Genomic DNA, 12,043 nt, shown 5'->3' on the forward strand with positions numbered 1-12,043 from the left:
TGGTTAACATAGTGCGGGAATAGCTCAGTGGTAGAGCACAACCTTGCCAAGGTTGGGGTCGCGAGTTCGAGCCTCGTTTCCCGCTCCAAAAAACAAAAAGCCGCGTGTAAGTCGCGGCTTTTTTATTTCAAGTGATTGTAAGGCTGCGTAGCAAAATGGTTATGCATCGGTTTGCAAAACCGCGTACGCCGGTTCGATTCCGGCCGCAGCCTCCACCCCTCGATTCAACAAGTCCCAACAAAGTCCATAAGTAGCTTATTTTAAGGCACTTAATGCCGTATTATTGTCCAATGAAGTGCATTGGGATGTGTTGACATCCAAGTTTATTGGGGGTATAAAATGGGGGTACTTTCATTTTCAAAGAAGGTGATACCCCCAAATGCTAACAGATACCGCATGTAAGAACGCCCACAAGGGCGACAAGGCAAAACTGGGCAAGGCTTTTAAATTGTCAGACGACAAAGGTCTTTATCTCCATGTCATGCCAGGAATAAAGGGCTGGTCAAAGTATTGGCGGCTTAAGTATCGGATTGGGGGTACTGAAAAACTGCTTGCTCTAGGAAAGTACCCCGATGTGACCCTTGACCAAGCCAGACAAAGGCGCGAAGAAGCCAGGAAGCAACTTGCCGATGGCATAGACCCAAGCGAAAACAAAAAAGCCGTTAAAGCATCCAGGTTAGCACTGGCTGAAAACAGCTTTGAAATAATCGCCCGTGAATGGGGACAAAAGAAAGTAGATAATTGGGATGACAAAAACAACCGCTCAAAACGTATGCTGGAACGCAATATCTTTCCTTGGCTGGGCGGTAAGCCGATAACAGATATATTGCCAAAGGATATTCTAGCTTGCTTAAGGCGCATAGAAGATCGCGGCACAATAGAGACCGCCCACCGTACCCTGCAAATATGTGGGCAGGTTTTCCGCTATGCCGTTTCAACTGGAAGGGTTGATCGGGATATAACACCGGACTTACGTGGTGCGTTACCCGTAGCCAAAGGCGAACACTTCGCCGCCATAACCGAACCCAAGCAAGTTGCAGAACTGCTAAGGGCAATTGACAGTTATCAAGGTTCATTCACTGCCCTATGTGCCTTAAAGTTCGCGCCTTTGGTGTTTGTACGTCCTGGCGAATTACGCACCGGAGAATGGCAACACATACACCTTGAGGCGAAAGAATGGCGATATTTTGTCTCTAAAACCGCCGTTCAGCACATCGTACCGTTATCAAGCCAAGCCATAAAAATATTGGAAGAATTGCAGCCGTTAACAGGGCATGGTCGCTATGTGTTTCCGTCTGAACGTACACCTAGGGGTGATCGGTGTATGTCCGAGAATACCATCAATGCAGCCTTGAAACGCCTGGGTTACGGTAAAGACGTAATGACAGGCCACGGCTTTAGGGCTATGGCTAGGACTATTTTAGATGAAGTGCTGGGGGTACGGGTTGATTTTATCGAACATCAACTAGCCCATGCCGTTAGAGACCCCAATGGACGCGCCTACAACCGCACTGCCCACCTGAAAGAACGCCATGCAATGATGCAAACCTGGGCGGATTACCTGGACGGCTTGAAGGCAGGCGCAGTCGTGCTGCCGTTTCGCACCACGGCATAAACAAAAATACTGCAAAGTTGGGGCTTTCTATGAGAATAAATATTTTTGAAGGCGCACGAAGGATTACCAAGTTAATAGCGGTGCTTTGGGTTATAGGTGGGTTAATACTTCAATTTCAAAGTATCAAAAGCCCTTACCTTCGTACGTATTTTCAAGTGGACTCGCCTGGTAGTGTGCCAATAAGAATGAATGGTAAAAATAATGGGTGCGAGAATGAAGACGCAACAGAATATGTTTCAGCCTACACAAATACAGGAACAGAAGTTAGTGCGACACTTTGCTTTAAAGCAAAAGTTATTAATGGTGGCAAGAAATTAATTCCTGTTTGGAAAAAAGTAACTGATCCAAAAATATTGGCCGAACTTAATTCAACCACAGAAACTCATGTATTACATAAATACCGTGTGACCAGCCCAGACGGTAAACAATTTGATATAACCGCACCAGAAGGCACGACAGAGCAGGATGTTATTGATTACGCAAAAACAAATTATTCCGAACTGTCTAAGCTACAAGTGCAATCTAAGGAACAAAAACAGACCTCAAAGGACGAATTAGGTGGTACTGCCAAGGTTTTTGCTAGCATTGACGATAGCAAAATACAAAGCCAGTATGTAGGATTCGAGAAATATTCCAATGAAGTATCAAGTTATACCAAGAAAGTAGCTGATAGCTTCAAACTTTATAAAGCCGATGAAGAATGGGCTGATAGTGAAGTATGGTCAGTTCGTTTGGAAAATATCAAAGAATGCCTACTTATTGTCTTTGGAGGTTTGATTTTTATTTGGCTATTTTCATGGATAGTTGGTTGGATAGTAAGGGGATTTTTAGGCATACCAACAGGCCAAGATACCAAACCTTAAAAGTTATTTCTATAACTTAGGATTTATATTATTTGATCTGCTCAAAATAAAATCACCTGATACAATAACTTAAGCCGGATAGCCTTCGCGGGGCAACAAGCGGGATTCGTCCCCCGTTTCCGGTTATTCCTTTCAGGACGGTTTATCACTTTGACGGAGTGTAAATGACTAGATCAGCACGAGATAAGATTGTTGACGCTCTTATGAGTCCTTTAATAGATTCTGATGATTTAAAGTGTCTTGAAGAATCAGTATTCTACAAAATCAATCAGATAACCGAAAACGATGTAGATAGAAAAAAGAAAATTTTTGACGGTAGTAGAAGGATTTTGATGGGTAACGCATGTATGGATGTTGATAAGTTAACTGATAAATTCGATTTAGAACGTAGTAAAAGCCTCTTAAATGACAAAGTATGTGCGGAAATTGTATTGGCACTAGCGTTGGCTTGCTGCGAGGCCAGTAGATATTTAGCAATAAATCAAAACGATAAACGAAGGCTAATGACTTTTGCTAATCAGTTATTAGGGATGTCGTCTGCTTATGAAATGAGCGGTCACATAAGACAAACCAATGTAATTGTATCAGCCAAAAGAGCAAACAAAGGCCGGATTGATAAATTTGAAATCACTAAAGGTATGTTGAAGGATTACTGGGAAAAAAACATCGACCCCAATAAAAAAGCAACAGACGCAGCCATATTACTAGAAAAAAGCGAAGTTTGGAAAAATGCTAATCCACAACCAAAACGGTCGACGCTGGAAAGCTACGTAAGGGCTTGGAAAGAAAATCTTAGTTTACAGCGTAAACTCTGACTTTACTTTGTAAATCAAATATATCTTTATAAAACAATTAGTTATGTATTGACAGTATAAAGCTGTCCCCTAAAATGTAGGTAAATTCAACGAGGAGGATTTACTTATGTCAACAACGTCTAAACAACTTCCCGAAGCTGGCTTTCTCAGAGGCTGGCAAATTTGGGGAAGTAAGCATCGAAATATCCCCGCTTTAATTCCTATAAGCCGATCATCGTTTTTAAGCGGCGTAAAAACAGGAAAATACCCTAAACCTGTAAAGCTAAGCGAACGCACAACCGCTTGGCGTGTGGAAGATATTCGCCAATTGATCGAAAGTTTTGGGGGTAAGTCATGAAGCCTGCCGAAAAACAGATCGTCAAAATTAATCAACCGGAAACTTCATTGTCAACCCGTTTAATCATCCACGGGGCGAATAATCAAGTTTGCATTAACAGCCTGGGCATAGCAAAAGAATTCGGGCGTGAACATAAAAGCGTACTTCGCACCGTTAACGAATTGATAGCAGATGCCACAATCTCACGGCACGAATTTGTGCCGCGAACATATAAAAAACGCGGTAAGGAATATCCCTGTTACGAACTCAACGAAGCGGGATTTTTGAAGGCCATGCCCTTTATTGGGGGCAGGAAGTCGAAGGAAGGTCAAAAGCGGTTAGTCGATGAATTCTTGAAGGTACGGAAACTTTTAGACCGCCAAGCCAAAGAGCGTGAAACCCTAGCCTACCAAGTGGCTCGTCTATCCGGCAAAGACAGCCGGGGCATCCTGACCGATGCGATTCAGGCTTTCGTGGCTTATGCCAAAGGAAGGGGCAGCCAAAACGCTGACCGCTACTTTTCAAATATCACCAATGCAGTTTATAAGGCCATGCTGGTAATTGAGCCGCAAGCCACCGAGGTTAGGGAATTATTGACCGCAATCCAGTTGTCCACCCTTGGCACGTTTGAGCTGATTGCGGCTCAGGTATTAACCGTAGGCATGGAAAAGCAACAGCCTTATAAGGATATTTTCCAAAGCGTTAAAAATACCTTGGCTGGCTTTGTGGTTGAACGAACGAACCCCCTAAGCGGCTGATATGAGCAGGGTTAGAGTTCCGAAAAAGCAGTACATTGCCCAAGACGTGGATATGATCCGTTCCGCCGCTTACCTGGATTTAAGCGGCAATGCGGTTAAGTTGCTGGTCTTGATGCAATGCCATTGGCGGATGTACGAACCGATAGCCTACAGCGTCACCGAAGCCCAAAAGCGCGTAGGTTGTTGCCGTGGTCTGGCGCACCAGGCATTCAGGGAACTGGAATCACACGGCTTTATTAGGCTAGTCCTGGAAGGCCATTACTACAAGCAATTGGCGAGGCGATGGCGGCTGACTTTCCGTCAATTCAACGATCAAAAGCCGACCGATGAATGGCAAACCTGGACACCGGAATTGTGATTTGCTTGTTCATAATATGAACGCTTTGTGCCGACTGCTGAACGAGTCGTGCCGTATCGTGAACAGGTGTTCATTATATGAACGCCTTTCTAAATGAATCAATAACTTAGGTATTGCCATTTTTGCCTTTAGTGTTCACCATACGGGATGTGCCTATTATTTACCATACCCTGTACTGTTACCAGGGTGTTATCCCGCTTGAAATCAAGCATTGACCGAGACACACGCATGGGAACAAAAAAAAGGCCGACAACCGAGACAGCAACAAAGCCAAAAAATGCTGTGGAAGTTTGCCAACAACATGATGAAACAGAAGACACGGCAATGGCGCGGACATTGACCAAGCCGGAAATACAGGCAGCGGGAACAATTCAGCAATGGCAAGGCAACATAACCGATGTCAATGCATTAGCTGATGAACTGGCTTTACAAATCGAGAGTGTAAACAATGGCAATATGAAACGACCTGAAGCCATGTTATTGTCTCAAGCGCATACGCTGGATGAATTGTTCAACAATTTGGCAAGACGGGCTAAGAATCAGGAATACATGAGGAATATTGAAACCTATCTACGGCTGGCACTGAAAGCCCAAAGCCAATGCCGGGCAACCCTAGAGACATTGGCGGCTATCAAGAACCCGCCCGTTATCTTTGCCAAGCAAGCCAATATTTCAAGCGGACACCAACAGGTGAATAACGGCATACCGCCCACGCACGCGGGAAAAAATAATTTTTCGCCAAACGAACTATTAGAGGCACAAAATGGCAGCGCGATCCTGGACAGCGGAACAACAGGCACAACAATCGCAGAAAATAAGGCAATGGCAGCCTTGGAATAAGTCCACAGGGGCAAGGACACCCGAAGGCAAGGCCAGAGCCTCACGCAATGCCTACAAGGGTGGGAATCGGGCTTTGATGCGAGGGTTGTATGCTTTATTGCGAGAGCAAGAGAAGTTTTTGAAGAAAGGATTTAGATAACTTGGATCATTGATGTTGCAGTTTTAATAATGGATGTAGGTGTTTTTTAAAATATTTCTTTTCTTTGGATATGGATTTTTGAACACTTTATCGGTATATTGGACAAATGATGCCAATCCATGTTAAACACTTTGACCGAGAAAAAGCTTTAGAGACTATTCTCTATATTGCGCGTGGTCTAGCAAATAAAGCTACGCTTCATAGTATCTCTAAAATTCTATACCTGTCCGACAAATTACATTTACAAGAGTATGGTCGTTTAATTTGCGGGGATAAATATATAGCGATGGACTATGGGCCAGTACCATCTGCAATATACGATATGATGAAGGTTGCAGATAACCGCGACCACACCTCTATTGATGTTGATTGGGATGAAATTATTCTGGAATCAATTGAAGTTAAACAAGGCCGCAACATAGTCCCTAAACGTGATTGCAATATGGATGTGCTATCCGAATCAGAAGTAGAATGCTTAAACCTAACCATTTTAGAATACGGTCAAAAATCCTTTGGTCAGCTTACTGATATAACCCACGATGACGCATGGAAGTCTACTAATGGGAATGAAACAATCAGTATCGACAATATTATTGCAACCCTGAAAAATGCGGCAGAAGTTTTAAGTTACATCCATGCCATTTAATGGCTTCGCTTGGAGAGCAATTCCCATCTGAAATTAAGCGTTCACATATCGAAAACGCTCTTAAGCCGGGATGTGTCGTAAGGCTTGAGTTAAAACTTACCACTATTACCAAACCCAAGTTTTTAGTTCTTGTTACTACTGACGATCCTGAATACTTATCTTTTTTAGTCAATTCAGAAATTAATACGTATATTCAAAACAGACCTGATCTATTAAAGTGCCAAGTTTCAATTGATGCAGCGAACCATAATTTTCTTAGTTATGATTCTCACATTGCATGTCACGAAATTACGACAATAATGCGCGAGGAAGTGGTAAGAGCATTAATGGCTGATCCTGCTGCACTAAGGGGAAAAATATCAACAGATGTTAGAGAACAGATTATGGCAGCCGTGAAAATTGCAAAAACCATAGACAAAGATAAGAAGAATCGAATTATCTCATCCCTCGAAAATGCAATTTAAGCCTTAAAAATGCTCACATTCACCCAAATACACAACATCGTTATTTAGAAACACAAATGGTTTCTGTGAAGAATATGCGTATTCATTAATTGTCAGTGCATAAATGTTAGAGCCGAAGCCAGCCCCTTCATCTAAGCGCATTGTTGTAACCACCTTGTACGAGTTGTCTTTCGATCCAACATCAATAACGACTGGTTTAGTTGTAAATGAATTTTTGAGAATACCCGCCATCAATCCAGTTTGTCGTTCAACTGTGAATTGCTTTCCAATATGAATTTTTTCTTCCCATGCGAGGATTGTTGCAGATTTTGTTGATGCCATTGCAACACGTCCAACAGTGCATCGGTAGTCAGATTCCGCCATTGTTTCCATTGCGGTAAAGACAGTAATTGCGCCCAATACTAGGGCGGCATAATTTGTAGATTTCGGCATGTTTGGCTAAAGTGTTTAAGTCATAAAATCTAACAGCCACAAATTATGCGGCCTTATTTCGTAGATCAGAAAAATTTAGGCGTGATATTGAAACTATAACTAGCCAATATCAAGCAAAACTTAAGGCAGCACTGATTTAATTGGGGTACTTTTGGGGGTATGTTTTTATTTTAATAATCTTAATTCCTTTAATAATGCTGCTTTCAAGACAAGATTCGATAGAGCCCGCACAAAAGAAAGGTTGACGCCTAGTATGAAAAAAACAACCGTTCCAAACGAATGCTCGAACGGAATATATTCCCCATGGTTATCTTTACAGCAAGGCGTGAGGCTGGGCGAATAGGATGTCAATATGAAGAAACCTCTGAACGGCCCAAAGGAAGATTTTCCGTTTAGCTTGTCTCTACGGTAACTTGCAAAGAGTACCTTTATTTTTGCTTACAGGGCATGATGCGATAGAGCCGTATGATATACAGGTGTTTTTCTGCCCAAAAAAAGGGGTAGCATTATATTCTTGGCGGTATAGATGATGTTTTATTCCGTCAGCCCAGGGTCTAATGAATACAGCAGTGATTGCACTAACAAAGACACGTCATTTTTGACTCTTGCGTCAACGGCAAAAATCGGGGGGTTCAAGTCCAAAACTTGCAGTTGGGCATGGTAATCGGCGATGGTGGGCTTGTTGCTGATGTCCATTTGTGTGATGCCGATGGCAACATGGGTTTCATCAATGAATTTCTTAAAAGCACCCAGAAAAAACCGCATGTCCCTGAATGGGTCCGCTCGGGTGTTGTCCAGCAACAAAATCAAGCCAATTCCACCGGTAACTAAGATATCCCACATAAAGTCGAAGCGTTCTTGGCCTGGTGTACCATACAAGTGTATTTTCTCCCCATCCTCAAGGTTCATGATGCCATAATCCAGCGCGACTGTCGTTGAAGCCTTCCTGGCTTTGGTCATATCGCTGGCGGAAGCATCGGTTTTTACGGGTGGCACATCGCTGATTGAATGTATAGCCGTGGTTTTACCGGCGCCTACGGGGCCGGTAAAAATAATTTTATACTGCGTCATGTGGCGTGTTCCCTAATACCTAATTAACTCTTAATCTACGAATGATGCGATTCATCAAACTCTTGCTCTTGTTTCGCTGCAGCCCAAAGCTTGCACAAGCGTATCGGATGCTCTCTTGCTTGGCTGCTCAATAGGTGTGTCGCTTAATAAATACGAATACATCTTGTGGCTTTATATCGGGCGTTTTGGCAATACCGCCCATCTTCCTTGGATTCCATCAGTAAGGCGGCATTTCTTAGTGTGCAGTGGCGTATTTAATAAAAGCGGGTAAAATTAGGCCAATTTCTTATCGGCATCTTCTGGATTTATCACGACATGGGCGACCCCTTGACGCGATCCCTGTAAAAATAACATCATAATCTTGGTAGAGCGGCTATCCATCCCATGCAAGCTTTAATGGTTTTTTGTTATTTTCCATTAACCTAGCCCTTTTAGGGACAATGGTTATAAGATCTTTGCCCACCGGGGAGGATAGGGCCATAAGTTTTTGATGCCAATTTCATTCTTCGCTGTTTGTCGATTGGGATTCGAACCATTCGTCAAACCAGTCTTTTTCTATATTATCTGTTTCGATTACTTTTGGTGTTTCATACGGGTCGCTGGACATTGCCAACTGATTCTTGGCTGAGTCACTGTTGCCGTCCTTATTCTTGTCGATTGCAATGGGTTTGTTTGTCGGGTGTTGGCTTTCCGCTTCAATGTTATGGGGTATTGAAGATGGGCTGCCATCCATACAATTATAATCGGAAAGCGCAATTATTTTTCTGCCCAATACTTGCTCTTCTGCCGCACTACCAATGTTGGCGCTTTCATCCGAAGTTTCGCCGGACGAAAATAATTTGGCTTGATCGATGTCGAACTCCAACATATCCTGTTGTATGTCTTCTGGTTCCAATGCTTCCCGACGCGTTGCGATTTTTTGCTTTATTGCCGATTTTCTAGCATACGCATTGGCAAGTTTTTTTGTGTCACCTATAACCCGTAACATATCGTCCACATTGACCGGCTTTTTGATATGGAAGGCGCCTTTATGCACAAATTCCTGTAAAGACAGAACGATCATGGGCCTTAACAACGGTTCCTGTAAATATGATGCCATTATTTTTTTTGAAGCAGGCACATCACCGTCAAACATATCCACATCGGCATTTTCTTGATCGGGCACTAAAAGTGCTGCGCCTTTACATGGCCCTTGAAAATACATCGCCATAATTTTATTGGCGCGATTGTCCATTCCGTGTAATGCAACTTTTAAAGGTCTCTTATTAATGTTACTCATTGTCCAATCAGTTAAAAAAGCTTTTTAACGCCCTCATTCGCAAGGTAAATTTATTTTTGATGTGATCGCTGGGTATTCTCATCCAGTTGGGTAACCTTATTCAAGGTATTATAGTAGCTATTGCTTAATTAAAGGCCCTAAAAGATTAATTCCTTAATTTTTTCATAATCTTGCTCAACAACCCTTTAGCTTTATTGGGTTGAACGTCGGATGCCTGCACTAAGCTATCGGCAGCTCTTTTGGCTTGATTGGCTATGCCTATTGCATGGGCGGCGCTGATAAAGATAAACGCATATTGAGGTTCAATTTTGAGCATTTGGGCAATATTCACCATAGTCCTGGGGCCTTGGATAAGCAAAGCGGCAATTCTGAGTGCATGTGGCGTTATTAATAAGCGGGTAAAATTAGGCCAATGGGTTAAATAAACGGGTAGCCTGTAATCAATGTCCTGGGGATAGCGCCCCTTTGATGTCCAACAGGCCAATTTCCACATAAAAGCCTCTATGTTTTCAAATTTATCCAACGGATACGCTTCGTTTGTCGTTTTAGGGTCAACTGTGGCGAGAAGCGTCGTTTCCGTCACGGTTTTACGTTTGAGTTTTATCCCGGCGAGGCCTTTCACCTCAATGTCATTGGCATCAAGCCACACTTCCCTGGTATTGGGGAATAAGGTGACAGACAACCAATTGGATGTCAGCAACAAAATTTGACCTTTTGAGAGGCATTCTGCAAATGCTGATTGCACAGTACCCTGATAGTAATCATTCGGATCGTATTGGGCTTTATCAAACTGTTTGGGGTCGTTGACATTTATTTCTTCAATTTCACCGATGTAGTCATGAAACCCTTTTTCATCCAGGCGCATTGCGGTTTGATGCTTGGGTGTCTTGTTCCGCTCCAGGTCGCTTACATACGTTTTGAGTTCTTGTCTTTCGGTGGTCTCGCCTGTCTTTTGCCCAATTTCTTCGATAATAGCTTGTGGGTTTGATGCTAGGCGGGCGGAGATCGCGTTTGGGTTATCAGTCCTAACATTTCCCTCTTGAACCATTAAATTAGTTTCGAGTTCTTGTGTTTGAGACCCAGCCGGTGCTTCTTCAGGTTCGTTGTCAACCGATAGCGCTACTAAGTTAGGGTGTGATGTCGTAGTGGTTGGGTTTCCTGGGAGTTTGTCGGTTTTAACCGGATCAGTTACGAGAGGTTTGGGTTCTACATTTTCAGGCACCGTTACCACACGTAGGATTTCAGCGGCCGATTGCGGTGCTGGAGGCTCATCCCAGGAGGACGATGAGATGTACTCGAAAAGTTCGTCATTAAAAAGATCGAAATCTTCTTTTCCAACAGGGTCCGACGGTGTAGAAGTTTCTGGTGCCGCCGTTTTTTTTGAGAGCTCAATGGTCAAGGTTTTGGCTTGATCCAAAACGGATAACATATCGCGCGTTTTGATCGGTTTTGTTAAGTGCAGGATGCCTTCATGAACAAATTCACGCAGGGACAAAACGACCACGGGCCTCCGTATTTTGGTCTGCAAATGATTTTCTAGTAGCTTCTTCGAGTTTGATGCGTCAGCATCAAAAATATCGACATCCGCATCTTCTGCGTCAATAACGACGAAAGCTTCCCCCTTACAGGGGCCTTGCAAAAATAGCATCATGGTTTTGACAGCACGGCTATCCATGCCATGGAGCGCAAGTTTCAATGGTTTGGCGTTATTATTTGCCATTCTGGAACTGCCTAAAGGCCAAGTTAACCGGGATTCATGTTTTTGTGGAATTTAACCAATTTAATACACGGTTACTTAATTGTAGGAATGGTTCTATCTGTATGGGTTTTGTAATGTAAGTGGTGCAACCAGAAATGACACCTTTAACCTCGTCAAAAGGAGAGTCGTTTCCTGATACCATGATAATGGGCGTTTTCTTGTACGCAGGGTTATCCCGCAAACGCGTGCAAGTTTCATAACCATCGATCCCAGGAGGCATCATTACATCAAGGAAAATGAGGTCGTAATGCGTGGCTTCGGCCTTTTCGATTGCGTTTTCGCCACTATCGGCGAAGTCAATCTCTTTTATGTGGGTCAATGTGCCTAGGCTAGATGCCAGCATCTCTTGAAACGGTGGATAATCATCCACGATTAAGGCACGAAAGCCTAACATCTGGGTGTTGCCGGGGTTTGATGACGCTGATTTAGGATTGTTTGTTCCCATTGGAGTAGCCTGCTTCGTGTCGTGTGTTATTAAAGTTATTTTTGCCGGTCGATAGCCAAAAAAATTCCGTATCCGCCTAACGCCTTATTTTAATTAAATAAATAATAGGGTCTTGATCTGTCCTGTTTTACCGTCCACCTAAATTTAAAGCTTTATAAGGATTATGTTGAATTAAGGTTTTCCGCTCAATCACTAGCGATTAGTGTTACCTGCTAACGCCTATCTCAATTTAATCATTAAAGA

Annotated in this window: 14 protein-coding genes and 2 tRNA genes; 11 read left to right on the forward strand and 5 right to left on the reverse strand. The window is 43.1% G+C overall.

The genetic code is table 11. The annotated features are described in order from the left end of the window. Nucleotides 1-13: 13 nt before the first annotated feature. The 11 genes from MGMO_RS05910 (at nucleotide 14) to MGMO_RS05960 (ending at nucleotide 6,814) form a co-directional block, all read left to right on the forward strand. Nucleotides 14-88 (forward strand) — tRNA-Gly (locus MGMO_RS05910). A gap of 53 nt (nucleotides 89-141) precedes the next feature. After that, nucleotides 142-215, forward strand: a tRNA-Cys gene (locus MGMO_RS05915). A 164-nt stretch (nucleotides 216-379) separates the two neighbouring features. Then, the gene (locus MGMO_RS05920) at nucleotides 380-1,615 is read left to right on the forward strand and encodes a tyrosine-type recombinase/integrase (protein WP_023494128.1); all 1,236 of its coding nucleotides are present in this window, start codon (nucleotides 380-382) and stop codon (nucleotides 1,613-1,615) included. 29 nt (nucleotides 1,616-1,644) lie between these two features. Next, complete coding sequence (locus MGMO_RS05925; protein WP_023494129.1) at nucleotides 1,645-2,478, forward strand: hypothetical protein; 834 nt, start codon at nucleotides 1,645-1,647, stop codon at nucleotides 2,476-2,478. 164 nt (nucleotides 2,479-2,642) lie between these two features. Next, nucleotides 2,643-3,293: a hypothetical protein gene (locus tag MGMO_RS05930; RefSeq protein WP_023494130.1), complete on the forward strand. Its 651-nt coding sequence runs from the start codon at nucleotides 2,643-2,645 to the stop codon at nucleotides 3,291-3,293. A gap of 106 nt (nucleotides 3,294-3,399) precedes the next feature. Further along, complete coding sequence (locus MGMO_RS05935) at nucleotides 3,400-3,630, forward strand: helix-turn-helix transcriptional regulator (RefSeq protein ID WP_023494131.1); 231 nt, start codon at nucleotides 3,400-3,402, stop codon at nucleotides 3,628-3,630. After that, on the forward strand, nucleotides 3,627-4,367 hold the full coding sequence (locus tag MGMO_RS05940) for a Rha family transcriptional regulator (RefSeq protein WP_023494132.1): 741 nt from the start codon (nucleotides 3,627-3,629) through the stop codon (nucleotides 4,365-4,367). Before MGMO_RS05935 ends, MGMO_RS05940 begins: the two co-directional genes overlap by 4 nt. Nucleotide 4,368: 1 nt before the next feature. Continuing rightward, nucleotides 4,369-4,725 carry a hypothetical protein gene (locus MGMO_RS05945; protein ID WP_023494133.1) on the forward strand — a complete coding sequence of 119 codons (357 nt, stop codon included), beginning with the start codon at nucleotides 4,369-4,371 and terminating at the stop codon, nucleotides 4,723-4,725. A gap of 228 nt (nucleotides 4,726-4,953) precedes the next feature. After that, nucleotides 4,954-5,565, forward strand: coding sequence for a hypothetical protein (locus MGMO_RS05950; RefSeq protein WP_023494134.1), 612 nt, complete (start codon nucleotides 4,954-4,956; stop codon nucleotides 5,563-5,565). A gap of 245 nt (nucleotides 5,566-5,810) precedes the next feature. After that, nucleotides 5,811-6,350, forward strand: a complete 540-nt coding sequence (locus MGMO_RS05955) for a Panacea domain-containing protein (protein WP_082458293.1) — start codon at nucleotides 5,811-5,813, stop codon at nucleotides 6,348-6,350. After that, entirely contained in the window at nucleotides 6,350-6,814 is a 465-nt protein-coding gene (locus MGMO_RS05960) for a hypothetical protein (protein WP_023494136.1), read from the forward strand. Before MGMO_RS05955 ends, MGMO_RS05960 begins: the two co-directional genes overlap by 1 nt. A gap of 3 nt (nucleotides 6,815-6,817) precedes the next feature. Here MGMO_RS05960 and MGMO_RS05965 read toward each other — a convergent pair whose 3' ends face one another. The 5 genes from MGMO_RS05965 to MGMO_RS05985 form a co-directional block, all read right to left on the reverse strand. After that, complete coding sequence (locus MGMO_RS05965) at nucleotides 6,818-7,246, reverse strand: hypothetical protein (RefSeq protein ID WP_023494137.1); 429 nt, start codon at nucleotides 7,244-7,246, stop codon at nucleotides 6,818-6,820. A gap of 534 nt (nucleotides 7,247-7,780) precedes the next feature. Further along, nucleotides 7,781-8,317 (reverse strand): GTP-binding protein, encoded by a 537-nt coding sequence (locus tag MGMO_RS05970; protein WP_023494138.1) that lies wholly within the window; start codon nucleotides 8,315-8,317, stop codon nucleotides 7,781-7,783. A 499-nt stretch (nucleotides 8,318-8,816) separates the two neighbouring features. After that, entirely contained in the window at nucleotides 8,817-9,596 is a 780-nt protein-coding gene (locus MGMO_RS05975; RefSeq protein WP_023494139.1) for a hypothetical protein, read from the reverse strand. A 145-nt stretch (nucleotides 9,597-9,741) separates the two neighbouring features. Beyond that, a complete protein-coding gene (locus MGMO_RS05980) occupies nucleotides 9,742-11,316 on the reverse strand; it encodes a hypothetical protein (RefSeq protein ID WP_023494140.1) in 1,575 nt (524 codons plus the stop codon). Nucleotides 11,317-11,350: 34 nt separating this feature from the next. Then, nucleotides 11,351-11,800, reverse strand: coding sequence for a response regulator (locus MGMO_RS05985; protein ID WP_023494141.1), 450 nt, complete (start codon nucleotides 11,798-11,800; stop codon nucleotides 11,351-11,353). Nucleotides 11,801-12,043 lie beyond the last annotated feature (243 nt).

Source organism: Methyloglobulus morosus KoM1 (assembly GCF_000496735.2).
GTDB classification, from domain to species: domain Bacteria; phylum Pseudomonadota; class Gammaproteobacteria; order Methylococcales; family Methylomonadaceae; genus Methyloglobulus; species Methyloglobulus morosus.

Excerpts from the sequence above, each read along its gene's own strand:
- MGMO_RS05985 (WP_023494141.1), bottom strand. The coding sequence starts at position 11,800 with ATGGGAACAAACAATCCTAAATCAGCGTCATCAAACCCCGGCAACACC.
- MGMO_RS05945 (WP_023494133.1), top strand. The coding sequence starts at position 4,369 with ATGAGCAGGGTTAGAGTTCCGAAAAAGCAGTACATTGCCCAAGACGTG.
- MGMO_RS05975 (WP_023494139.1), bottom strand. The coding sequence starts at position 9,596 with ATGAGTAACATTAATAAGAGACCTTTAAAAGTTGCATTACACGGAATG.
- MGMO_RS05950 (WP_023494134.1), top strand. The coding sequence starts at position 4,954 with ATGGGAACAAAAAAAAGGCCGACAACCGAGACAGCAACAAAGCCAAAA.
- MGMO_RS05980 (WP_023494140.1), bottom strand. The coding sequence starts at position 11,316 with ATGGCAAATAATAACGCCAAACCATTGAAACTTGCGCTCCATGGCATG.
- MGMO_RS05965 (WP_023494137.1), bottom strand. The coding sequence starts at position 7,246 with ATGCCGAAATCTACAAATTATGCCGCCCTAGTATTGGGCGCAATTACT.
- MGMO_RS05955 (WP_082458293.1), top strand. The coding sequence starts at position 5,811 with ATGATGCCAATCCATGTTAAACACTTTGACCGAGAAAAAGCTTTAGAG.
- MGMO_RS05920 (WP_023494128.1), top strand. The coding sequence starts at position 380 with ATGCTAACAGATACCGCATGTAAGAACGCCCACAAGGGCGACAAGGCA.
- MGMO_RS05960 (WP_023494136.1), top strand. The coding sequence starts at position 6,350 with ATGGCTTCGCTTGGAGAGCAATTCCCATCTGAAATTAAGCGTTCACAT.
- MGMO_RS05930 (WP_023494130.1), top strand. The coding sequence starts at position 2,643 with ATGACTAGATCAGCACGAGATAAGATTGTTGACGCTCTTATGAGTCCT.
- MGMO_RS05935 (WP_023494131.1), top strand. The coding sequence starts at position 3,400 with ATGTCAACAACGTCTAAACAACTTCCCGAAGCTGGCTTTCTCAGAGGC.
- MGMO_RS05925 (WP_023494129.1), top strand. The coding sequence starts at position 1,645 with ATGAGAATAAATATTTTTGAAGGCGCACGAAGGATTACCAAGTTAATA.
- MGMO_RS05970 (WP_023494138.1), bottom strand. The coding sequence starts at position 8,317 with ATGACGCAGTATAAAATTATTTTTACCGGCCCCGTAGGCGCCGGTAAA.
- MGMO_RS05940 (WP_023494132.1), top strand. The coding sequence starts at position 3,627 with ATGAAGCCTGCCGAAAAACAGATCGTCAAAATTAATCAACCGGAAACT.